The sequence below is a fragment of the Corynebacterium striatum ATCC 6940 genome (assembly GCF_000159135.1).
In the GTDB taxonomy this organism is placed as follows: Bacteria; Actinomycetota; Actinomycetes; order Mycobacteriales; family Mycobacteriaceae; genus Corynebacterium; species Corynebacterium striatum.
In genome coordinates this window covers 180,556-201,679 of the sequence record NZ_GG667519.1, presented here as the reverse complement: position 1 = coordinate 201,679, position 21,124 = coordinate 180,556, and the positions used below count along the sequence as shown (strand labels likewise).

Genomic DNA, 21,124 nt, shown 5'->3' with positions numbered 1-21,124 from the left:
GGCCAGCACCGGGCAATGTGATGCACTAATTTCCTCTCCGCAACACCGACTTCACTTGCCTGTTGCCCCTCCTGCTAGAGGAACTAACCTGGCCGGATGTTCCTATATAACGTTGCGCTGCCGGATTTTGGGCCACCTGACCTTGCCCCAGATGTCGCCGCTCAGTCTGCGACTGCGGCGATTGTTTAGCCATGTGTGCTCTTGCAGTAGCTTTCTCAGCTGACTTCTCGAGCTCATCCTGCGCCTTCGCCATCGCCTTTTCAAACTCAAGCAGCCGGGCTGCGGTGCGCTCCCTAAACCCCCGCGCAAACTCTGCAAACTCATCATTTACTGGTGCCATTACCACTGCCCTGCCTTCCGTGCGTGAACTGTCTTTTCTTCTGGTTGCGGTGTGGGCGCCGGTTCCGGAGCAGGCGCCGGGCTAGGGGCCGGGGCCGGCGCTGGAGCAGCAGATTCCTGCGGTACAGCTACTGGTTCAGGCGCCGTAGCGGCCTGCATATGCGCCACCTTTTCCGGCGGTGGCGGCGGTTCCTTTACTTCCGCTAGCTCCGGCGGTGGTGGAATCACGCCGTCATTAGTTGGCTCTGGGCATGGCTCAGGTGCTGGTGCTGGCGGCTCTGGTGCTGGGGGCGGTTCGGGAGCCGGCACCTCAGGTTCCGGCATATTCTCAAGGCATTCTGCTGCCGCCGCTATTAAAAGCCCAACCCCAATGATGGCTACTCCAACCCCGAGCGCACCCAAGCAACCACAGCATGCTTGCTCTGGCACGCATTCGGCAACGGGAGCCTCGTCATTGCAATCGTGCTCGCAGTCATCCGTGGGTGTTTCTTCATTCTCCACAGGTTTTTGTTCTTCTGGCTGCGGGCACGGCTCTGGGTCTGGTTTTGATTCAGGTCTTGGTTCTGGTTCTTCCGGACACGGCACCTGTGCTGGCTGAGTCTTGGGTTCCGGCTTAGGGCACGGCTCAGGCCGTGGTTCTGGGCTTGCTTCAGGTCTTGGTTCAGGTTTTGGTTCAGGTTTTGGTTCTGGTTTGGGTTTTGGATTCGGCTCTGGGTGCGACTCCTCCTTGGGCGCGTTGCTTGGCTTCGTCTCACACGCTTGCTTCTCGACGACTGGATCAGCGCCCCCTGCTGTCAGTGGTTCAGTTTTTTGCGCAGGCGCCGTTGGGGTCACCCCGCCTGGTGAACTGGGCTGACAAGGTGTCTCTGCCGCTGGCTGCGGGCACTTGCAAGCTGGCTCTGGTGCGGTTTCGGGTAGCTGGCGTTCACAAACCTTTGTGCAGCTCTCCTCGAATTTCTCGTAGCACTGTTCAATTGCGGAGTCCCGGTCACGGCATGTATTGACGATTGTGTCATTCGTGCGCTCGATAAGGTCAGCGCCAATGGTCGAGATAATGGGAACGATGAAACGCCCTAGCGTGTGCTTTGCCGCGATCATGGTCAAGATGTTGAGCAATGGCACAACTGCAGAAATGAGTTCCGTCAAAGCTGTGTCAGAGACATCGACGATTTCTTCAATAGCGTTAGAGCATTGTTGTGCTTTATCAGTCAGCTCATCCGCCTCGTCCCGTTCTTTTTCGAAGTCCTCCTGCACACCGCCGAGGTGTTCCAGCAAAGCGTCGTCGGCAATGCTCAGCACTACCCCTACAAGGAAACCCTTCAGCCCTCCCCCGCCACGTGCTGGGCGTTTACCGCCCATCGCCGCGATAGTGCCCTGCACCAGCTCTTGAGGCTTGATTCCGTCAACAGAACCAATCATGCTCCCAAGTAGGTCAAGCGGAGTGCTCGGACCACCATATGAGCCTTGGCTTGCCGCTTGAAACTGCGACACCGCCTGCGAATAGTCCCCTAACAAAGACTTGGTAGCCGTGCTCATTTCTCCCCTCCCGCCAAGTCCGGGGTTACGCGAGTCAAATTCCCAGAATGCTCAATATCGGCCTCTGAAAATTCCTGTACTTGCGCCCGTACTGCTTCGGCGTGCGAAGCTATATTGTCCAAACGCCACGTGCCTCTCTCATGCAGGCGTTCCAATATCTCCTGAATCCGCGCCCCATGTCCCGCAAAGTCGCGCCCAGCGGCACTGGGCGGAAACGAGGGAGCATCTGCTAGATGGGCGATGCGTTGAATTTGTGTCTCATCCAAGACGCGGTTAATACGCTGAGCTATATCTTGCTCATCAAAAAATACATCCGTCACTGTAGGCACTCCTAGGCCAGCCGAGATCAATTCCTGCCCTTATTGGACTGCGCTTTGCCTCTGACGGTTCCCCCAAAACTACAGAAACCGGGAACCACAAGAAATTCGTGGTTCCCGGCTACCGCTCAGTCTGAGGTTTAGACTGCGGAGACTACAGCTGCGAGCCTTCCAGCAACCTTGCGGGCCTGCTCCTTCTCAGCGGCCTCAACCATCACGCGAAACAGCTCCTCCGTGCCAGACGGACGCAACAACACGCGGCCGGTGGAACCGAGCTCTTCTTCTGCTACAGCAATTGCTTCCAGTACTTCGGCGGAAGACATGATGCTGGACTTATCAGAGACAGGCACGTTAATGAGCACCTGCGGCAGCACAGTCATCACTGATGCCAGTTCCTTGAGGGACTTCCCCGACTTAGCCATGCGAGCCATGATGGACAAACCAGTCAGGGTGCCATCACCAGTGGTGCAGTCATCAGGCAGAACCAAGTGTCCAGATTGCTCGCCGCCCAGCGAGTAGTCACCGCGGTTGAGCTCTTCCAGCACGTAGCGGTCACCGACAGCGGTTTCCTTAACCTCAATGCCCTGCTCCTGCATGGCCAGCTTCAAGCCAAGGTTGGACATCACCGTTGCAACGAGAGTGTTGAAACGCAGGTCATTTTCTTCCTTCATGCCCACTGCCAGAAGGGCCATGATTTGGTCACCGTCAACGACGTTTCCCTCGGCGTCGACAGCCAGGCAGCGATCCGCGTCACCGTCGTGCGCCAAGCCGAGATCAGCGCCATGTTCCACCACGGCCGCCTGGGTCTTCTCGATGTGGGTAGAACCGCAGTCTTCATTGATGTTGAACGCGTTCGGCTTGTTGTGGATTGCGATGACCTCAGCACCGGCATCCGCGTATGCCTTCGGCGCAACCTTCGAGGCGGCACCGTTTGCGGTGTCAACAACTACCTTGATTCCGGAAAGATCAGTGGTGACCACCTCGGCTAGGTGCTTCAGGTAGCGCTCACGACCGTCCGGAGCTTCGGAAATAATGCGGCCGAGCTTGGTACCCGTAGGCCCATTCTCGGTCAGGGTTTCCATGGCGGCCTGGATCCGATCCTCGACGTCGTCAGGCAGCTTCTTGCCGCCCGCGGAGAAGAACTTGATGCCGTTGTCTGGCATCGGGTTGTGGGATGCGGAAATCATCACGCCCAGGTCTGCCCCATAATCATCGGTCAGGAATGCAATAGCTGGGGTGGGCAAAACTCCCACCCGCACGACGTCGATGCCACGGGAGGCCAGGCCAGAAGCAATGGCGGCATCCAGCATTTCGCCGGAGACACGGGGGTCGCGACCAATAATGGCTAGTGGGCGGCGCTCATAAGACTCACGGTTTGCCGTGAGCACCTGCGCCGCCGCTTGTCCCAACCGCAGAGCCAGAATAGGGGTGAGTTTTTCATTCGCGAGACCACGAACGCCGTCGGTTCCGAAAAGTCGAGTCATGGATTCAATTATGCACTTTGGCCCCACCACCACGCAGCATGAGGTAAGCCTTGCCGGGTGCGAAAACGGCACGAGCCGTCGCTTCCGAAAAGGAAGCAACGGCTCGAGCTGTACGTAAGCGAAGAATTAACGCTTGGAGTACTGCGGGGCACGACGTGCCTTGTGCAGACCAGCCTTCTTACGCTCCACGGCACGTGCGTCACGGGTGAGCAGGCCAGCCTTCTTGAGGGCCGGGCGGTCAGCCGGGTTGTAGACGTTGAGTGCGCGGGCGATAGCCAGACGCAGAGCGCCTGCCTGGCCGGTTGGGCCGCCGCCAGAAACGGTGACCTTGATGTCGAACTGGCCTTCGCGCTCAAGCAGGGTCAGCGGCAGGAGGATGTCCTGCTGGTGCAGCTTGTTCGGGAAGTAGTTGTCGAAGGAACGGCCGTTCACGGTGATCTCGCCGGAACCAGCAACGAGGCGAACACGAGCGATGGCGCGCTTACGGCGACCAACGGTCTGGATCGGGCCCTCGTGAATCGGAGCAGCGGTCTCAACCTCTGCCTCGGTGGAGGTAGCGATGGAATCACCGATGGTGTTGGTGAACTCCTCGGTAGCAGCGGTTGCTGCAGCGATGTCGGCAGCGTCGGCTACGTTGTTGTCAGCGTTTGCGATGTTCTGCTCGGTCATTACTGTGCCACCTGCTTAAACTCGAAGGTCTCCGGCTTCTGACCGGCGTAAGGGTGCTCCTCACCAACGAAGACGTGCAGCTTCTTGATGGAGGCGTCGGAAAGCTTGTTGTGCGGCATCATGCCCTTAACAGCTTCTTCGATAACGCGAACCGGGTTGGTGTCCAGGGACTGACCAAGAGTCATGGACTTCAGGCCGCCCGGGTAACCGGAGTGACGGTAGCGCATTTCGCGCTCGCGCTTGTTGGAGGAAACGTGGATCTTGTCCGCGTTCAGGATGATGATGTGGTCGCCGCAATCAACGTTCGGTGCGAACTGTGGCTTGTGCTTACCGCGCAGCATGTCTGCAACGGTGGAAGCAAGCTTGCCCAGCACCACATCGGTAGCGTCGATGACGTACCACTTGCGGGTGATGTCACCGCTCTTCGGGTGGAAAGTAGACAAAATGACTCCTTGAAAGTCTGTCTGAGGACTGCCGGCCAACGCTATGAATGTCTTACGCTTCCGTACAGCGGCCGGTGGAGACCTGCAGAAAGCGCGCACCCCAAAAGGATGCAAACACATAGGGCTACAACTTTAGCCGTCAGCTGCTCAAAACCCAAAACGCTTTGCTTGGCGACGCCCCTCTCGCACTAAGGGTGCGAAAACATACGCACCCCGGGCTTATATCAAAGCCCGGGGTGCGTGCATCGAGACCAGTTGCGTTCGCCTTGCTCCCTACTCGGTGTGGTGTGTTTAAGAAGATTGGCCCGGCTCGATGCGAATGAGCAACTCCTCCTTAGCCCCAGCTTGCTGCCGCACGGCGGTTGACGTCACTCATTGCGTCGTTGCCCTGCGAGACGGTCTTGGAAATGGTGGCCAGAACAGTGTTGAGCTCTGCAGCAGCGTTGTCCCACTTTGCCTGCGCCTCGTTATAAGCCGCGGCCGATTCGCCTTCCCAGGTAGCCACCATTGGTTGCAGGGTGGACTTGAGGTCCCCGAGCAAACCGTTGATGCGGCCGGAAGTGGAGTTGATATCGGCAGCAGCACCCGCGATGGCGCCAAATTCGTACTTGATAGCAGACATGTTTTCCTTCTTTGCGTCTTCCTGTGATTGCCAGTTGTGCTGTGAGTTTTAAGCCTTGAACGGCTTAGAGGGCAAGGCCTGCTCCGCCGACGTTGGAAAAGGCCTGCGCGTTGGTGGCTTCTACATCGTCGAAGTTGCGAGCGTTGTCACGGATGTTGTCAGAGATTGCGGTCAGCGCCTCGCGCAGCTGCTGTGCCGAGGTGTTGTAGCGCTGCATGAGATTGTCGAATGAGACCTGCGCACGGCCATCCCAGTTGGAACGCACCGAGTCCACGACGCCCTGCAGACGAGTGAGTTCCCCCTGCACCTCGTCATTGGTGGAGTCCACGCGTCCAGCAGTAGCCACCATTACATCGGCTTCAGTCTTAAACAGCTGAGTCATTTCTTGCCCCTTCCTTGGGCTCAAAGTGGTGTGTATTTCCCCCGAAAAAGCCGAGTGCGGCTTTCTCATACTTATTAGACTGCGCTGAATCAGAATCGGTTCCCCGGAACCGAAAAACTCTTTAGTTCTTCTTCACCAATGACTCCGCTGCCATGCGGCAGGCGGCTTTTTGCACCACATTCGGCTCGTAGCGCGTATGGCATCCAACCGAAAGCTGGTGCTCGCCATCGGCCCATGTCATCCACGACACCTTGGAACCATCGCCGGGATCTTCCAGATAGTTTAAGCGCCCAGCTTCCTCCCTTGGCTCGGACAAAGCGGGATCCGTTTCGATTTCCGCGTGCAGCTCCTTAAAAAGCATGTCCACTGGCACTGCGTAGAGGGGATCAGCGGAAAGCAAAATGCGCAGATCCGGGTCCTCACCAGTTACTGTCACCACGCCATCTTCAACCTTGGGGTGGAAACCTTGTGGGAGAACCACGTTCATCCCCTCAACGTCGAGTTCCTTCTGCCCTGGGTTCAAACCCGGTTTGGCTTCCTCCACGGCAGGGCCGCTACTTGGCGCAGCGCTTGGTTGTGGCGCTTGGGCTACAGTCTGCGAAAGTTGCTCTACTGATGCTTGTTCCTCGTGGCGCCCCATTGCCCACCAGGACAGGCCAGCGACAGTGAATACGACTGCGGCAATACCCGCATAAAAAGGATCAAACCAGGCGGGCAGTGAGAGGGGCTTGAGTTTCGGCCGCTTGGTTGCCTTGCGGGGCTTTGCTTTAGGTTTCGAAGTCGCGGCGTCTTCAAGCATGTGCTCCTGGTGCCCACGATCATCAAGTTCATATCCCACACTTGGGCGCTCGGTGACTGAAGTGTTCTTTACGTGGAATTCTTGGGTCGGCGTTTCTGCGGGTTCCATGTCGGGTGTAAATACAGGCCCGGCGTATTCGGCATCGGTATCTGAAGCCACCAAGACCCCCGCCACTTCGAGTTGCCTACGCAAAATTGCCGCCGCCTCCACCGAAATTTCTGTGCCGGAAACGTCGACGATGACCTCAGCTGTTACCTCTGGCCATTGCGGACCACAAATCTTGGAACACTGCTCTACTACTGGGGACAGCGCCCAGCCATCCACGATGCCGGTACCGGGAAGGTCATAACGATAGACCGTTTCTGGGCCCTCGTAGATGGTGGCTGCATCCAAAATGGTGATTATGAGAGTGTCGGTGTCGCCGAGCCCTGCGGAAGAGAATTGGCCGGAAAGAGTGGAAGTCATGAGAAGTTCTCCTGGGTTGATTCGGTGTAAAGAGATTGGGCAACGCCAACGAGGGCGCCACGAATGGACCACTGACCGCGTCCAGGTGGTTGGGCCGCGGGTTTGAGGCCGAAGATGGTGCCTTCCTCACGATCGGAGTCGAGAAGAAATACTGCGGGTTGAAGGTCGCGGACGGCGGAGAGGAACTGGCTATAAAGTGCCCTGCCAATTCCGCCCGATTTGCGAGCAATCAGCAGGTGCAGCCCGATATCACGCGCATGCGGAAGCAGTTCAAGTAAAGGCGCCAAGGCAATCTCGCTGACCAAATCCAAGTCATCAATTGCCAGGTAAATGTCCGGGCCCTGCCACCAGGAACGCGCGGCGAGCTCAGCGGGCGTCACGTCCGCGCCAGGAAGACGCGCCTCCAGGGTGCGCGCTGTATCGATGATCGTCTGCTGTGTGGCCGCGGTGTTGGCCGCGTAGGCCGCCACCATGTCAGGTTCGAGTGTCCCCAGGTGCGCGCGCCTGTGGTCGATGACGACGATGCGCGCTTCCTCCCGCGGAAGCTTTTCTATTCCTTGCAACACAGTGCTGAGAAACGCTGACTTTCCAGAGCCTTGGGAGCCCACGCACACCACATGTGGCGTCGCCGCGGGATCCCAGGCCAGCGGTTCCAGGTCGGGCCCGCCGATACCCCAGGTGATTCCGCTGATTCCTTCCACGTTTTCGACCTCACGCAGCACGTCCGGCAGCATCTTGAGTGCAGGCACCGGTTCAGAATCGACGTGAATCCTTGCGACATGCGCTAGGTCTTGATTGGCCGTGGCCGCAATGAGCATGTTCTCGCCGCCCACCGTGAGTCCCCGGCCCGGCGCGGCGGGGAGCTTCTGCTGCGCTTTGCGGTCGATGAGCGAATCCATCGCTTCGCCAAGGCGCAGTTCAAGACGTTGGGAAATCAGATCGCGGACATTCGGGCGCATACTAGTCCACCGGTTGGTGGTGACCACCACGTGAACCCGCGCCGATGCACCATCGGCCACGATTGCGGTGACGGGCTCCGCCAGGTCTTCGTACTCGGCGCCGGCAGTGCCGATGTGATGCCATCCATCGATGACGAGGAACGTATGTGGTTCACTGGGGCGGCGAATGTGGCCCGCCACCTCATCCACAATTCGCCGGACCTTCTCGGGCTCATCCCGGCTGGCCACTCCCGCAACGTGCGGCAGCCGTGCTAGCGCGGTCAACTGCCCACCACCCAGATCAATGACGTAGAAGCGCACGTGCGCCGGTTTGTTCACCACAGCTAATGCCGTCACCACGCTGCGCAGGGCCATCGACTTTCCGGATTGCGGGCCGCCACAAATGGCGAGGTGCCCACCTTCCGCAGCAAGATCCACCACGAGCGGGTCTTGACGCTGGTAAAAAGGCCTATCGATGATGCCGATCGCCGCCTCTAGGAAGGGCTGTGCACCTGCATTCCTGCCCTGGTCTTCAGGTGTTGCCACCACTGCGGAAAGCTCCACCACAGGTGGCAGCGGCGGCAGCCAAATACGGTGCGCATGCTGCTGGCGACGCCGCGCCTCCAGCTCGGCGGCTGCAACGAGGGCGTCGAGAAGCGACTGCGACTCATCAACCACCGTGTGCTGCGCTGCTACTGCGTGCGCGTCAACGTCCTCATCCTGTGCCGGCGCCCATCCGGAGAAGAACGTCACGCGCGGCCGCGTCTGCTGCATTCGCCCCGCGGAGTCCGCAGTGCCTTGGGATTCTGGTGCTGCGACGCGACGCTCTACCGGGCCCGAAACGTAGGCGGCTTTGAAGCGCGTTGGCGCGTCAGCATCCGCCTTAAGATAGCCCGCGCCGGGCTGGGCGGGCAGATGATAGGCGTCCGTGACGCCGAGAACCTGCCGTGATTCCGCAGCAGAAAAAGTCTTCAAACCAATGCGATAGGACAAGTGAGAATCCAGTCCACGCAACCGCCCTTCCTCTAGGCGTTGCGAAGCCAGCAACAGGTGCACGTGCAGGGAACGGCCGAGCCTACCCACCGCGACAAAGAGCTCCGCGAAGTCGGGATGCTGTCCCAACAGCTCAGAGAATTCATCGACCACAATGACAAGAGCCGGGATGCAGCCAAACTCCTCCACCGCGCGCGGAGCGGCGTTGAAAGCATCGACGTTGGCAAAGTTTCCTGCTGCGCGCAGCAGCTCTTGACGGCGATTCATCTCACCAGAAATGGCATCGTGCATACGCTCCACCAGCGTGGACTCTTCTTCCAGGTTGGTGATGACAGCCGAGGTATGCGGCAGCGTATCGCAGCCCAGGAAGGTCGCACCGCCCTTGAAGTCGACCAGGACTAGGTTGAGTTCTTTCGGACTATGGGTCGCAGCAAGTGAGGCAACGAGCGTTCGCAGCAATTCGCTCTTTCCGCTGCCGGTAGCCCCAATGCACAGACCATGCGGCCCCATGCCGCCCTGCGCGGATTCCTTGAGGTCGAGGTACACCGGTTGCCCCACCTCGTCCAGCCCAATCGGGACCTTGAGGCGTTGCTCAGCCTGTCTGCCCGCCCACATTCCACTGGCGGCCAGCTCATCGATGTCCCCACAGCCCACCAGATCCATGAGGTCGTTACTGCGCCTGCGCGAGCGGACCGCGCCGTGCAAGTCGGGACGGCGATACTGTGCCAGCTGTCGCGCGACCAGCAGCGCTGTCTCAGCATCGACGTCATCGGGCACACCCAGTACCTCATCCCCTGCAGCGGTAACGACCTGCAAACCCTCGCCTGCTACGAGAAAGATTCCGTCTTCTTCCGCACGCTGCCCAAGCGGCGTATGCCGCTGCACGCCCACGCAGAGATAGCTCGTGACCTCATCATCCTCCGGTAGATCGGCATGCGCGGGGATGCGGGTGGCGTCGACAAGCACAATGCGAAACCGTGCCTGCTCAGGCCTCCTTGTATGCGGCAACCATTTGACCCACTCCCACTCGGTGTTGCACCGCGGGTACAGCTCAATGCCCACCGTCTCCGGGCCATGGGCCACGGCCAAGTGCAGCAACATCGCGCGTGCCACATCCGCGGCTCGCTCCCCCGAAAGCCCCAGGCAGGTAAATGCCTGCAGCTGAATGACCACCGGCATCTCCGCCAACGTCCGCAAGGCATTGACCGTGTGCCGCACGCTCACCGCACACACCGGATCAAGGTCTTCCGTGGCACCTGAATCAGGCACGTTGATGGGCACGCACAAAGCCATCGGCCCAGTGCCCACGCGCACTTCAAGCGCATCGGGGTCGTCGGCGACGCGCTCCCACATCCGGTAACTTCCCACCAACGCTGCCACCTGTTCGGGCGCCGGATTTCGGTGCTCCTCATGCGCGCGTTGCGCCGCTGACAGCTCCAAGACTTTTTCCCGCAACGCCTTCAGGTGCCGCAGGTAGGTCCGCCGCGTCTCATCGGGATTCTGATCGCCGCCTTGTGGATTGAACATCATGAAGACGCTCGCCAGCATCATGAGCGGAAACATCAAGCTAATCGGGCTCACGCGGCGTTCTGGCCCCGCACCCAACACCATCAATGCAACCATGCCCAGCATCGCGCCAACCATCACCAGCGGCATAAGAATACGTATCAAAGGCACCGGTTGCGGTCGCACCGCCTCCGGCACTGCCTCCGCATCCACGCTGCCTTGCGGCAAAGGTGGTGCTGGTTCACGCTGGCCGGAATCTAGTACTTCGACAATCTTTTCGCGCGCAAGCGAATTGTTTACTCCGTTGTATAACGCATGTGAGAGTCCAGGTATGGACATAATTCCCCCATAAAATCCCTCCGATTTCCCCACGTCCCCACTGCTTTTCACTACGTTGCACAGTGCACGGCACCCCAGCCCTACACCATGCATCACCGTGAATCGGATTAACCGTTTGCGGTGGACACGATGCCACTAGTAAGCCACAATGTGTGGAGTTAGGCAAGGGGGAAGCCGTGTGGGGAAGGCCCATAAGGCACCAGTTTTTCTCGGGGGAGGATTTCTGCATGACGGAAGTTTTGAGCACCACGCAGGCACAATCAGTGCGGGTCACGGTGCGATTCCATATTTTTGAATTCCGCAAGGAGGCAGACGTTGCGCTGCCGCTGGCTGCCAGCGTTGGGGAGTCTTTAGGGGAGCTGATGCAGCTTGTCGACGCCCCCATTTTCACCGTCCCACTCCAGGCAAGCACTGCGGGCGGCAAGGCAATCCCGCTTAGCACCATGCTCGAAAGAACACCGTTGCGTGAAGGCTCGGTACTCATCATCGAGCCGGTCGAAGAGAAACCGGCGCCGGTAGTGCGTGACGCGGCAGAAGCTCTAGCCCACAATGCGGCGGCGGGACTGCCAGCGCAATCCGCAACCGTGTGGGCCGGCGCCGGTTTGCTTGCCGCAAGCAGCATCATCGCGGCCACGCTGGGCCTGCTTCCGGCCGCCAGCCTCGTTGCACTAGGGGCATTCGTATTGGCGTTATGGACGCGTTCGGCTCTCTTGACCTTTCTTTGTATCGCTGCGGCAGCCGTCGCGGGCTGGGTGTTTATCTCGCCCCAAGAAGCCGAACGCCCCTGGGCGCTCTGGGCCGGGTGCGTCGGTGCGCTTATTGCTCTGGCAGCCTGCCACGCCACCAAGTTAGGCGGGATGCGCTTGAGCCTTGCCACATTGACCACCGCATTGTTGTGCGCGATCGGCGCCGCAGGCAGCCTACTCCCCGGCGCGCAGGGCGCCGACCTCGTGGGCACCCAGGCCCCGGAAGTAGTTCCCTCAGCAGGCGCTGCATGCGCGCTCGCCGCGACGGTGATACTGCTGGCCGGTGCGCCCTCCTTCACCACGCACCTAGTCGGGCTCAAGGTCCCGCAACTGCCCACCGCGGGTCAAGACCTCAACGTCTCGGACTCCGTGCAGGATGACGTGGATCAGCGCGCAGATCGCGCCGGGCTGGCCTACGAGGGCGTGTGCATCGGCGCTGCCGCGGCGGGCCTTCCGGCATTGGCGCTTCTGGCCGTAATGCCGGTGAGCTCTACCAACCTAGTGGCGGTCCTCTTCGCCCAGCTCTTGTGCGTGGCACTCGCTGGCGCCACGGTGCTGCATGCGGTACGCCATGCCCGCGTGGTGTCATCGTGGGCATTGACTGGGCTGGCGGTGGCCGCCACGGCTGTGGCCGCTATCTATGCTGCCCGCAGCTGGAGCACTCTCACCACCAGTCCGCCGTGGAGCATCTGGGTACTCAGCGCACTCGCTGTAGGTGTGCTCGCTGCGATGGTGTCCACTCCCCTGTGGGCGCCCAAGGTTGCGCTGGCTGCGCCCACCACGATTGCGTGGTACGAGCGCGCTGAGACGCTCGCGGTTGCAGCGTGCTTACCGCTAGCCGCACACGTGGCAGGCATCTTCCTTCTCATCCGTGGTCTCGGATAGGAAACGCCATGCAAGCTCAGGAGTCTTTTGCCTCAGGCTGCGCTCTCGCCCGCTCACTTCGGGTGGCGGCTACATTGATGCTTCTTGGGGTCTCGTTGATTCTTCCCGCGCCGGCGCAGGCCCGCGAACCTGACGTCGCATGCGCAGTGTCTATTCCTGCGGAGCGTTCACCGCGTTCCTCGCAGGAACAAGCGGCGTACCGGGCACGGCTGCATTCTTTTGCCACCGGTGAAGGCATCACCGTGGCCGTCATCGACACTGGTGTCAGCCCGCATCCGCAACTACGGGCGTTACGCGGCGGCAGCGACTTCGTCACTCCGGAAGAACCCGATTCCCTACGGGATTGCGATATCCACGGAACGGCCGTCGCCGGCGTGATTGCTGGCTATGACATCGGCATCGCACCCCGTGCGGAGATTGTGTCCATCCGGCAGACCAGCGGGCACTACCGCCATCGCGCAGAGGACAACCTCAGCTCCTCCGGGACCTTGGAGACGCTTGCCGCTGCGATCAACAGCGCTCTGGATGAGCGAGCCAAAGTCATCAACATTTCTGTAATTTCCTGCGTTCCGCGCAAGGACGCACACCGGGTGGACACGCGCGATCTCGACGCCGCGTTGCAGCGGGCCGAGGATAGCGGCGCGGTGATTGTTGCAGCTTCCGGCAATGCGTCCTCGGGCGGCTGCACCAAAGAAGACGTGGTCTATCCTGCGCATGCTGCCACCGTGCTGGCCGTGGGCGCACTGGCAAACGCCCACGACGTCGCCGAGTATTCCATCCCTGTTCACGACAAGGATCGTCGTCTCAGCGCCGACGGCCACGTGCCCTTGGCGCTAGCCCCTGGCGGCGAGTGGGCACGCGCCAAGACCACCGGCGACGGCCAGCCCTCCCCATTCCACGGCACCTCCTTTGCCGCACCGGTTCTCAGCGGAACCGTCGCCTTGCTCGCGCAGCGCTATCCGCATGAAAGCCCCGCGCAGCTGCGTGCCCGCATCTATGCTGCTGCCGAACCAGGCAACGGTTTCATCGATCCGCTCAGCGCCCTGACCTTCCACCAGGATCGGGAAAGCCCCAACGCGAGCGCTGATGCAGCTGCACCAGAAAAGTCCGTAGTTGTTCGGCCAGCCGCCGCTGAACGCAGTGTTGCGCCCGCGCGGTTGATGGCGCTCGTGGCCTCATTGGGCGGGCTTGTTGTCTTAGGCGCTACGCTGCGCCGAATTCGGGACGCGTGATTCCCAACCACGCGAAGAAACCGTTGAGGAAGTCCAGGTATCCGGTTGCCCATGACCCCCACAGAATGAGCGCGAAGACGAGCCAAATAATCACGATCAGCAAGGTGATGAGCAGCGCGCGGGTACGCATGGATTGACGGCCAAACCAGTCGAAGAAGCGATCGTATTGGTGAACACCCCACTCCAAAAGGTGACGGGCCCAGTGCACCTCAAGGGAGAGAATCCCGATTCCTACGAAGGTGGTGAGCCATCCTTGGCCGGGCAGCGGGATGGTGATGAGTCCGACGATCAGGATGGTCCATCCCAAGGTCAGCGTCAGTGGACGGACCAAGAAGCCGTACTTGGCTTCCTTTGAGCGCGAGTGCCGGTCACGAAAATTCTCTACGCGCTCATGCACCGCCTCGCGCATTGTTCCCATGCGCACTGATTCTAGCTACCTGTCCGGCCCGCCTGCATCTCTTCCGAGCACCGCTTTCAGCCGCGCAGCGCCTCATCTCGCTCCAGGGGCGATCCCTCAGGCAGAAGCCGCAAAATTTCCCAAGGAACCTGCACGTCACTGGTAGTCCCGAGAGCCTCCATGAGGGTGCCTTGGGAGACTGCATGCCGAAGTCCAGTAGCGGAAATCACATGGTAGCCATGACCACTGTCGACGCCCACCCCGCCAGCTTCTAGGCCCACGAACCGGTCTGCAGCGCTTTCGCCCGCCACGGCGACGCTGCCCGCGACTGGTGTGCTGAGAGCACCTCCGCCTTCGTCGTTGGCGCACAGCCAGCCCGCATCGGGGCCATGGAACTCGTACCTGGTAGAAGGCAGGTTGAAGCCTAATGGGGCGTCGCCAAGCGCTGCGACCTCCGTTGCTTCAGTGTTCAGGCGCTGCGCCCCCATCCCCACCAGCATCTCCGCCTGGGTGGGAGTAATCGCTGCTACTCCCTGCTCACTGCGCGCCCACAGGCCGTCACCGGTATCCAGGATCTTCGGTAGCTCCGCTGGAAAGGACAGCGGCGGCAACTCTGCGAAAGCATTGAGAAGCTCCTCTGAGACTTTCCACGTATACGTGTCATCGCGCAGCCCTAATGCGCGGCGCAGCACCCTGCCTTGTGTGCTCGTGTCCGCGGGCAATGCCACGCGCCCTGCCTCGGTGAGCAACCACCTCTTGCCACCGGACTCCACCAAGGCTGCGGCCTGCGCTGTGAATCCTTGCACATCCGCATTCGCCACGACGATGGTCTCTCCTGGGCGCCCCGCATCGTCGTCGATGGTCGTGAGGTTTTCATCGCCTACGTCTTCCTGCGGCGAATAGCAGGCTGCCCACGCCGAATGCGGCGAGGTGGGATCCGCCAGATAGTTCGGCGCATCTGCAATTCCCAGCGGCGCGCCTAGGCGGGCACCGCCCAGAAAGTCCGTGCCGATGGCATGCGGCGTCGCCGGCTCGCCCACAATCAAACGTGCGGACGTCAGATTAGCGACTGGATGGTAGGCCTCATTCACCAGAACAAAGAGCTGGCCTTGGTCCGTGCGCACGATGGGCGCATCCCCCGGATTGGGATTGGGTTGCAACCACGCCATAAGCCCCGAGCCAACCCCTAGAAAGGCCACGGCGATGATGCCGAAGACGAGCGCGCGGCGCCGCTTGGCGAGCGGATCATGAATCATCCGGATATCGCCCAGAACCAAGCCGTGTTCCACCCGTCGGCGCAGAAACTTATACCCTGAGACGTGTGCTTTTGTCGTAGGCATGGGACGAGCCATGCGAACCTCCCCCGAAATTCACGCGCAGTGCGCACCCCGCGGATGGCGTCAACGAACCCCTACCCTAAGGATTTTAAGGCGGCACCCCACCGCCTCACGCGACTGCGCTTATTTGTGTAAGTCTGCGCGCTACTTTAGCCCAACTGCACGTCATCCGCAGCGCGACGATCCCGAGTCACCGCCGCGCGCGCCGCGAGCTCCTCATCGGCCGGATAGTCCACACGTACCAAGCTCAATCCTTTGGCTGGAGCCAGCGGTATTTGGGAAGAACGCTGGCTCTCAGCGAGCATCGCTGTGGCGAAGTCGACGTCGCGTGCACCCTCGCCCACGCGCAAGCAACAGCCCACTAAGGAACGCACCATAGACCAGCAGAAGGCATCTGCGCAGACGCGTGCTTCATAGAGCTGCGGCTCGGTGGGCGTGGAGACGTCCACCCACTCGAAGGAATGCAGGTCCCGGATGGTGGTGGCGTGCGGCTTGGCCTTACAGAACGCGGCGAAGTCGTGGAGACCCACCAAGGTGGTCGCGGCTTCCTGCATTGCGTCAATGTCCACCGGTTTTGGCCACTGCGCAGTATCCCGCGCGCGCGTCGGAAGTGCGCCGCGTGGGTGCGTGGTTATGCGGTAAACGTAGTGGCGCTGCAGTGCCGAGAAGCGGGCGTCAAATCCCTCTGGCGCCGCTGTGCAGGCATGCACACGAACGTCTTCAGGAAGGAGCTTTGCTAGACGACGCACCAATTTGGCCGGGTCCCCATCAATCGATCGCTGATCTAGAGCCTCCGACGGCACGTCAAAGTGCGCTACCTGCCCCGCGGAATGCACGCCTGCATCGGTACGCCCCGCAACAGTCAGCTCTACGTCGTGGCGCAGGATCATTGAAAGATTGTCCTCGAGAACCCCTTGGACTGTACGCAAATCCCCCTTCTGGCGGGCCCACCCGTGGAAGTCGGTGCCGTCGTAGGCCAGGTCTAGGCGAAGGCGAACGTTAGTCATGGATGCTGATCCTACCTAGTCGTTGGCATTCCACTCGCGATTGAGTTCCCAATCCTGGGACGCGCGCTGGCCCTTCGCGCTCTTGCTCACGCCCAGCTTGCTCAAAGCGGCATAGCCAGCCCGCTTGGGGTGCTTTAGATTATCCTTGGCCTGGCCGGCTTTGCGCTTGGCTTTGCGGGCGCCGTCCCGAACAATGCGGGCAGACAAGCGCAGGCGCGGGTCCATGGGTTGTTCGGCTCCCCGGTATTCAAACACCGGCAGCGACCATCCGAAGTAGATCGCGGCCACGCGCAGCGCCAGCGCCAGGCATACCGTCACGACGCCAGCGACCTCATCGCTGAGCCCCAGCTCCATCAATCCCGCATAAGAAAAGGCAGCAAGAACAGAAATGGAGGCGTACAGCTCCGCGGACAAGACCAGCGGGATACGGTCGGACAACAAGTCACGCAAAATACCGCCAAAGACACCGGTCAGCACCGCAGCCACGGCAGCGATAACCAACCCATGGCCATGTTCCAGGGCCTTTTGAGCGCCAAGGACGCTGAATACCGCAAGGCCCAGGGCGTCGAGAAGCAGGAATACATGCCGGAAATAGTGCATGAGGAAGGACATGTAAACCGTGACGACGGCGGCGGCCACCACGGCCAAGAGGAAGCGCGGTTCCGCCACCCACGTCAACGGGTAGGCGCCCAGCACCATGTCACGGATCGTGCCGCCGCCCAATGCGGTGACAGCGCCCAACATGATGACGCCGAACAAATCCATTTTTTGCCGGCCAGCGGACAGCGCAGCGGTCATCGCCTCAGAGACGATGCCGATTACGTACAGCACAGTAAACAGCGGGGTCATAGAGTATACGTTATGGTCGGGGTTATATGGCCCAGAAAGCATAACAAAAGGCCGCAGCCCCACCTAAGGTGGTACTGCGGCCTGGTTAAGGCGAGAGAAGTTTACTTCTCCTCGGTCTCCTCAGCAGCGGTCTCCTCGACCTCTGCCTCGGTTGCCTCTGCCTTTGCTTCCTCAGCCTCTTCAGCCTTGGTCTCCTCGACCTTAGCCTCTTCAGCCTGCTTGGAAGCAGCTGCGCGGGTAGCGCGGTTAGCCTCGGAGGTCACGGTCTCCTCAAGAACGAGGGAGATCTGGGACATCGGGGCGTTGTCGCCGGTACGGTTCTCCAGCTTGATGGTGCGGGTGTAGCCGCCCTCGCGGCCTTCGAACTTCGGGCCCAGCTCGTCGAACAGGTGCGCAACAACATCCTTGTGCGGGATGAGCTTCAGCACTGCGCGGCGGTCAGCAAGAGTGCCGGACTTAGCCTTGGTGATGATCTTCTCAGCGTAAGGACGAAGCATCTTCGCCTTCGCATCGGTGGTCTTGATTGCGCCGTGCTCGAACAGGCTAGCAGCCAGGTTGCTCAGCAGGTGAGCCTGCTGGGTAGCGGAGCCGCCGAGACGGGCACCCTTCTTAGGGGTTGGCATTATGTACTCCTCGTGTGCGGATAAAGTGAGCGCGCGGTTGGACTGGAAAGTCCAGCCGCAGTTCAGTGTGGTGCTTTACTCGGAATCGTCCGCAGACGGATCCTTGAAGTCACCGGTTTCTGCGTCGTAACCTTCGAGCTGGGTTGGGTCGAAGTCCTCAGGGGTGTCCTTGAGAGCCAGGCCCAGGTTAGCCAGCTTGATCTTTACCTCGTTGATCGACTTCTGACCGAAGTTGCGGATATCCAACAGGTCCGACTCGGTGCACTCTGCGAGCTCACCAACGGTGTGGATCTCCTGACGCTTCAGGCAGTTGTAGGAGCGAACGGAGAAGTTCAGGTCCTCGATCGGCATGCTGTAAGCCGCGATGTACTCCGTCTCCTGTGGGGACGGACCAATCTCGATGCCTTCAGCAGCATTGTTCAGCTCGCGAGCCAGGCCGAAGAGCTCGACCAGGGTGCCGCCGGCGGAAGCCAGGGCGTCGCGGGCAGAAATCGAGTTCTTGGTTTCGACGTCGATGATCAGCTTGTCAAAGTCGGTGCGTTGCTCAACACGAGTTGCCTCGACCTTGTAAGAGACCTGCAGAACCGGGGAGTAAATCTGGTCAACCGGAATGCGTCCGATTTCACCAGAGGTCGGTGCTGCTGGGACGTAGCCGCGGCCACGCTCGACGACGAGCTCCATGTCCAACTTGGCAGTGTCGTTCAGGGATGCGATGTGCAGATCCGGGTTGTGGATCTCCACGCCAGCCGGCGGCTGGATATCGCCCGCGGTAACAACACCTGGGCCTTCCTTGCTCAGGTACATAACAACCGGCTCGTCCGAGTCGGAAGAAAGAACCAAGCCCTTGACGTTGAGGATGATCTCAGAGACGTCTTCCTTCACACCGTTGATGGTGGTGAACTCGTGGAGAACACCATCGATCTTGATGGAAGTTACTGCTGCACCCGGGATGGAGGACAGCAGGGTACGGCGAAGGGAGTTACCGAGGGTGTAACCGAAGCCCGGCTCGAGCGGTTCGATGACGAACTTGGAACGAGACGAGTCGATGAATTCCTCGGTGAGCTGAGGACGCTGGGAAATGAGCATTGAAATTCTCCTTGTCGACGCCCGCTATATGACGCCGGTAGAAGGGGTAAAGATGAAGGTTTCGAAGATTCACTCTTCTCCGAATGCAGCCGGGGCAGCACTCGGTTACAGAGTTTACTTCGAGTAAAGCTCGACGATGAGCTGCTCCTGCAGCGGAACGTCGATCTGAGCGCGCTCGGGCAGCTGGTGCACGAGGATGCGCAGGGTGTCAGGAACGACCTGCAGCCATGCCGGTACGTTGGCATCGACGAGGCGGTCCTGAGCGTCTTCGAACCATTCCATCTTCTGGGAACGCTCACGAACATCGATGATGTCGTACTGCGAAACCTGGAAGGAAGGAACGTTGATCTTCTTGCCGTTCACGGTGAAGTGACCGTGGGAGACAAGCTGACGAGCCTGGCGACGGGTGTTAGCCAGACCAGCGCGGTAGACGACGTTGTCGAGGCGGGACTCGAGCAGAACGACCAGGTTGTCACCGGTCTTGCCCGGGCGGCGGTTAGCCTCGGCGTAGTAACGACGGAACTGACGCTCAAGGACACCGTAGGTGTACTTTGCCTTCTGCTTCTCCTGAAGCTGCAGCAAGTACTCGGACTCCTTGATGCGGTTGCGGCCAGCCTGTCCCGGTGGGTACGGGCGGCGCTCGAATGCCATGTCGCCGCCGACCAAGTCGACGCGCAGACGGCGGGATACGCGGGTAGCGGGGCCAGTGTAACGAGCCATTTTCTTACCTCTTCCTTTCCCTTAAACCTTGCGGCGCTTGGTTGGACGGCAGCCGTTGTGCGGCTGTGGGGTTGCATCCGTAATCGAGGAAACCTCGAGGCCTGCAGCCTGCAGGGAACGGATGGCGGTCTCGCGGCCGGAGCCCGGACCCTTGACGAAAACGTCAACCTTCTTCATGCCGTGCTCCATTGCCTTGCGAGCAGCGTTCTCAGCAGCCATCTGCGCAGCGAACGGAGTGGACTTACGGGATCCCTTGAAGCCGACGTGGCCGGAGGATGCCCAGGAGATAACAGCACCGGACGGGTCAGTGATAGACACGATGGTGTTGTTGAAGGTGGACTTGATGTATGCGTGGCCTGCGGCCACATTCTTCTTTACGACGCGACGGCCAGTACGACGCGCGCCGGAGCGAGTCTTTGGAGGCATGAATTACTTCTTCTTTCCTGCGATCGTCTTCTTCGGGCCCTTGCGGGTACGAGCGTTGGTCTTGGTGCGCTGACCACGGACAGGCAGGCCACGACGGTGGCGGATGCCCTGGTAGCAACCAATCTCAATCTTGCGGCGGATGTCAGCCTGAACCTGACGGCGGAGGTCACCCTCGACCTTCCAGGTAGCTTCAATTACGTCACGCAGCGCCGACAGCTGATCGTCGTCGAGGTTGTCGGTGCGCAGGTCAGGAGAAATGCCAGTCTTTTCCAGCAGTTCCTTGGCACGGGTTGGACCGATGCCGTAGATGTAGGTGAGAGCAACCTCCATACGCTTGTTGCGTGGGAGGTCAACACCAGCTAGACGTGCCATGTGGCGTGTCCTTTCGGGTTGTTACGATGGTTTTCTCCCTATCCGTCCCGCTCCATGCAGCACTTCGCCCGGGCCGATGCCGGATCTGTGGGCTACTTACCAGCGCGGGCTCAGGCCATCGCAGCCTGAGGTGGAGTGGGCATAGCGAGCCTATGCCGGTTGGGTAAGGAGGCTTACAGTGTTTACTTGTAGCGGTAGACGATGCGTCCGCGGGTTAGGTCATAAGGGGACAGCTCCACAACCACGCGATCCTCTGGGAGAATGCGAATGTAGTGCTGACGCATCTTGCCCGAAATGTGAGCAAGAACCTTGTGTCCGTTGTCGAGCTCGACGCGGAACATTGCGTTTGGCAAAGGTTCGATAATACGACCCTCGACCTCGATTGCGCCTTCCTTAGCCATAACCTCTACTTTTCTAGGCGGCAACAAGTGCGTGCCACCTGCATGTTTGTTGTCTACTGCTTGGCGACGTCCCGGTTCCTAAGATCCGTAAACATACACCAGCGCTCAAGCATACGCTGCACAGACGCAATCTCCAAACTCATCTACCTGCAGAGTCGTAGCGGCACACCAAAACATGAAAAATCCCCATTCCTTCCATCGGCTCTTGCCG

22 protein-coding genes are annotated in these 21,124 nt (G+C 60.2%); 2 read left to right on the top strand and 20 right to left on the bottom strand.

What is annotated here, in order from left to right; all coding sequences use genetic code 11:
• Positions 1-25: 25 nt before the first annotated feature.
• The 10 genes from HMPREF0308_RS13975 to eccCa all read right to left on the bottom strand — a co-directional run bounded on the left by HMPREF0308_RS13975 (position 26) and on the right by eccCa (position 10,643).
• Positions 26-340 carry a hypothetical protein gene (locus tag HMPREF0308_RS13975; RefSeq protein ID WP_005527850.1) on the bottom strand — a complete coding sequence of 105 codons (315 nt, stop codon included), beginning with the start codon at positions 338-340 and terminating at the stop codon, positions 26-28.
• Positions 340-1,758, bottom strand: coding sequence for a zinc metalloprotease (locus HMPREF0308_RS13105; protein ID WP_172465255.1), 1,419 nt, complete (start codon positions 1,756-1,758; stop codon positions 340-342). Before HMPREF0308_RS13105 ends, HMPREF0308_RS13975 begins: the two co-directional genes overlap by 1 nt.
• A gap of 113 nt (positions 1,759-1,871) precedes the next feature.
• A complete protein-coding gene (locus HMPREF0308_RS00885) occupies positions 1,872-2,195 on the bottom strand; it encodes a hypothetical protein (protein ID WP_005527847.1) in 324 nt (107 codons plus the stop codon).
• Between the two features lie 137 nt (positions 2,196-2,332).
• On the bottom strand, positions 2,333-3,676 hold the full coding sequence (gene glmM, locus HMPREF0308_RS00880; protein ID WP_005527845.1) for a phosphoglucosamine mutase: 1,344 nt from the start codon (positions 3,674-3,676) through the stop codon (positions 2,333-2,335).
• A gap of 126 nt (positions 3,677-3,802) precedes the next feature.
• The gene (gene rpsI, locus HMPREF0308_RS00875; protein ID WP_005527843.1) at positions 3,803-4,345 is read right to left on the bottom strand and encodes a 30S ribosomal protein S9; all 543 of its coding nucleotides are present in this window, start codon (positions 4,343-4,345) and stop codon (positions 3,803-3,805) included.
• The gene (rplM, locus tag HMPREF0308_RS00870; protein WP_034656527.1) at positions 4,345-4,788 is read right to left on the bottom strand and encodes a 50S ribosomal protein L13; all 444 of its coding nucleotides are present in this window, start codon (positions 4,786-4,788) and stop codon (positions 4,345-4,347) included. Before rplM ends, rpsI begins: the two co-directional genes overlap by 1 nt.
• Positions 4,789-5,122: 334 nt before the next feature.
• Positions 5,123-5,410: a WXG100 family type VII secretion target gene (locus tag HMPREF0308_RS00865; protein ID WP_005527839.1), complete on the bottom strand. Its 288-nt coding sequence runs from the start codon at positions 5,408-5,410 to the stop codon at positions 5,123-5,125.
• A 64-nt stretch (positions 5,411-5,474) separates the two neighbouring features.
• Complete coding sequence (locus HMPREF0308_RS00860; protein WP_034656525.1) at positions 5,475-5,792, bottom strand: WXG100 family type VII secretion target; 318 nt, start codon at positions 5,790-5,792, stop codon at positions 5,475-5,477.
• A gap of 121 nt (positions 5,793-5,913) precedes the next feature.
• Positions 5,914-7,056, bottom strand: coding sequence for a type VII secretion-associated protein (locus tag HMPREF0308_RS00855; RefSeq protein ID WP_005527834.1), 1,143 nt, complete (start codon positions 7,054-7,056; stop codon positions 5,914-5,916).
• Positions 7,053-10,643, bottom strand: coding sequence for a type VII secretion protein EccCa (gene eccCa, locus HMPREF0308_RS00850; protein ID WP_005527832.1), 3,591 nt, complete (start codon positions 10,641-10,643; stop codon positions 7,053-7,055). The genes HMPREF0308_RS00855 and eccCa overlap by 4 nt, the downstream gene beginning before the upstream one ends.
• A gap of 416 nt (positions 10,644-11,059) precedes the next feature.
• Between eccCa and eccD the strand changes: the two genes are divergently transcribed.
• Together eccD and HMPREF0308_RS00840 are read left to right on the top strand one after the other, a co-directional pair.
• Positions 11,060-12,463, top strand: coding sequence for a type VII secretion integral membrane protein EccD (gene eccD, locus HMPREF0308_RS00845; RefSeq protein WP_050765387.1), 1,404 nt, complete (start codon positions 11,060-11,062; stop codon positions 12,461-12,463).
• Between the two features lie 8 nt (positions 12,464-12,471).
• Positions 12,472-13,695: a S8 family serine peptidase gene (locus HMPREF0308_RS00840; protein ID WP_005527827.1), complete on the top strand. Its 1,224-nt coding sequence runs from the start codon at positions 12,472-12,474 to the stop codon at positions 13,693-13,695.
• On the opposite strand, the gene HMPREF0308_RS00835 is transcribed toward HMPREF0308_RS00840, so the two are convergent.
• The 10 genes from HMPREF0308_RS00835 to infA all read right to left on the bottom strand — a co-directional run bounded on the left by HMPREF0308_RS00835 (position 13,667) and on the right by infA (position 20,913).
• Complete coding sequence (locus tag HMPREF0308_RS00835; RefSeq protein WP_005527825.1) at positions 13,667-14,113, bottom strand: TIGR02611 family protein; 447 nt, start codon at positions 14,111-14,113, stop codon at positions 13,667-13,669. The genes HMPREF0308_RS00840 and HMPREF0308_RS00835 overlap by 29 nt on opposite strands.
• 56 nt (positions 14,114-14,169) lie before the next feature.
• Positions 14,170-15,432 (bottom strand): type VII secretion protein EccB, encoded by a 1,263-nt coding sequence (gene eccB, locus HMPREF0308_RS00830; protein ID WP_005527824.1) that lies wholly within the window; start codon positions 15,430-15,432, stop codon positions 14,170-14,172.
• A 146-nt stretch (positions 15,433-15,578) separates the two neighbouring features.
• Complete coding sequence (gene truA / locus HMPREF0308_RS00825; RefSeq protein WP_005527822.1) at positions 15,579-16,436, bottom strand: tRNA pseudouridine(38-40) synthase TruA; 858 nt, start codon at positions 16,434-16,436, stop codon at positions 15,579-15,581.
• Between the two features lie 15 nt (positions 16,437-16,451).
• Positions 16,452-17,285, bottom strand: a complete 834-nt coding sequence (locus tag HMPREF0308_RS00820) for a trimeric intracellular cation channel family protein (RefSeq protein ID WP_005527821.1) — start codon at positions 17,283-17,285, stop codon at positions 16,452-16,454.
• Positions 17,286-17,386: 101 nt separating this feature from the next.
• The gene (gene rplQ / locus HMPREF0308_RS00815; protein WP_005527818.1) at positions 17,387-17,908 is read right to left on the bottom strand and encodes a 50S ribosomal protein L17; all 522 of its coding nucleotides are present in this window, start codon (positions 17,906-17,908) and stop codon (positions 17,387-17,389) included.
• Positions 17,909-17,983: 75 nt separating this feature from the next.
• The gene (locus tag HMPREF0308_RS00810; protein ID WP_005527816.1) at positions 17,984-18,994 is read right to left on the bottom strand and encodes a DNA-directed RNA polymerase subunit alpha; all 1,011 of its coding nucleotides are present in this window, start codon (positions 18,992-18,994) and stop codon (positions 17,984-17,986) included.
• A 114-nt stretch (positions 18,995-19,108) separates the two neighbouring features.
• Positions 19,109-19,714: a 30S ribosomal protein S4 gene (gene rpsD / locus HMPREF0308_RS00805; RefSeq protein WP_005527812.1), complete on the bottom strand. Its 606-nt coding sequence runs from the start codon at positions 19,712-19,714 to the stop codon at positions 19,109-19,111.
• 21 nt (positions 19,715-19,735) lie between these two features.
• On the bottom strand, positions 19,736-20,140 hold the full coding sequence (gene rpsK, locus HMPREF0308_RS00800; RefSeq protein ID WP_034656521.1) for a 30S ribosomal protein S11: 405 nt from the start codon (positions 20,138-20,140) through the stop codon (positions 19,736-19,738).
• Between the two features lie 3 nt (positions 20,141-20,143).
• Positions 20,144-20,512, bottom strand: a complete 369-nt coding sequence (gene rpsM / locus HMPREF0308_RS00795; protein ID WP_034656519.1) for a 30S ribosomal protein S13 — start codon at positions 20,510-20,512, stop codon at positions 20,144-20,146.
• 182 nt (positions 20,513-20,694) lie between these two features.
• Positions 20,695-20,913, bottom strand: coding sequence for a translation initiation factor IF-1 (gene infA, locus HMPREF0308_RS00790; protein ID WP_004566852.1), 219 nt, complete (start codon positions 20,911-20,913; stop codon positions 20,695-20,697).
• Between the last annotated feature and the right edge of the window lie 211 nt (positions 20,914-21,124).

What these genes read in the sequence shown, in the direction of transcription:
- HMPREF0308_RS00835 (WP_005527825.1), bottom strand. Translation starts at nt 14,113, where the DNA reads ATGGGAACAATGCGCGAGGCGGTGCATGAGCGCGTAGAGAATTTTCGT.
- eccCa (WP_005527832.1), bottom strand. Translation starts at nt 10,643, where the DNA reads ATGCCGCTGGTGATGGTTGGCGCGATGCTGGGCATGGTTGCATTGATG.
- eccD (WP_050765387.1), top strand. Translation starts at nt 11,060, where the DNA reads ATGACGGAAGTTTTGAGCACCACGCAGGCACAATCAGTGCGGGTCACG.
- rplQ (WP_005527818.1), bottom strand. Translation starts at nt 17,908, where the DNA reads ATGCCAACCCCTAAGAAGGGTGCCCGTCTCGGCGGCTCCGCTACCCAG.
- HMPREF0308_RS00855 (WP_005527834.1), bottom strand. Translation starts at nt 7,056, where the DNA reads ATGACTTCCACTCTTTCCGGCCAATTCTCTTCCGCAGGGCTCGGCGAC.
- rpsD (WP_005527812.1), bottom strand. Translation starts at nt 19,714, where the DNA reads ATGGCTCGTTACACTGGCCCCGCTACCCGCGTATCCCGCCGTCTGCGC.
- glmM (WP_005527845.1), bottom strand. Translation starts at nt 3,676, where the DNA reads ATGACTCGACTTTTCGGAACCGACGGCGTTCGTGGTCTCGCGAATGAA.
- infA (WP_004566852.1), bottom strand. Translation starts at nt 20,913, where the DNA reads ATGGCTAAGGAAGGCGCAATCGAGGTCGAGGGTCGTATTATCGAACCT.
- HMPREF0308_RS13105 (WP_172465255.1), bottom strand. Translation starts at nt 1,758, where the DNA reads ATGATTGGTTCTGTTGACGGAATCAAGCCTCAAGAGCTGGTGCAGGGC.
- HMPREF0308_RS00810 (WP_005527816.1), bottom strand. Translation starts at nt 18,994, where the DNA reads ATGCTCATTTCCCAGCGTCCTCAGCTCACCGAGGAATTCATCGACTCG.
- HMPREF0308_RS00865 (WP_005527839.1), bottom strand. Translation starts at nt 5,410, where the DNA reads ATGTCTGCTATCAAGTACGAATTTGGCGCCATCGCGGGTGCTGCTGCC.
- rpsI (WP_005527843.1), bottom strand. Translation starts at nt 4,345, where the DNA reads ATGACCGAGCAGAACATCGCAAACGCTGACAACAACGTAGCCGACGCT.
- HMPREF0308_RS13975 (WP_005527850.1), bottom strand. Translation starts at nt 340, where the DNA reads ATGGCACCAGTAAATGATGAGTTTGCAGAGTTTGCGCGGGGGTTTAGG.
- rpsM (WP_034656519.1), bottom strand. Translation starts at nt 20,512, where the DNA reads ATGGCACGTCTAGCTGGTGTTGACCTCCCACGCAACAAGCGTATGGAG.
- eccB (WP_005527824.1), bottom strand. Translation starts at nt 15,432, where the DNA reads ATGCCTACGACAAAAGCACACGTCTCAGGGTATAAGTTTCTGCGCCGA.
- HMPREF0308_RS00860 (WP_034656525.1), bottom strand. Translation starts at nt 5,792, where the DNA reads ATGACTCAGCTGTTTAAGACTGAAGCCGATGTAATGGTGGCTACTGCT.
- HMPREF0308_RS00840 (WP_005527827.1), top strand. Translation starts at nt 12,472, where the DNA reads ATGCAAGCTCAGGAGTCTTTTGCCTCAGGCTGCGCTCTCGCCCGCTCA.
- truA (WP_005527822.1), bottom strand. Translation starts at nt 16,436, where the DNA reads ATGACTAACGTTCGCCTTCGCCTAGACCTGGCCTACGACGGCACCGAC.
- rpsK (WP_034656521.1), bottom strand. Translation starts at nt 20,140, where the DNA reads ATGCCTCCAAAGACTCGCTCCGGCGCGCGTCGTACTGGCCGTCGCGTC.
- HMPREF0308_RS00820 (WP_005527821.1), bottom strand. Translation starts at nt 17,285, where the DNA reads ATGACCCCGCTGTTTACTGTGCTGTACGTAATCGGCATCGTCTCTGAG.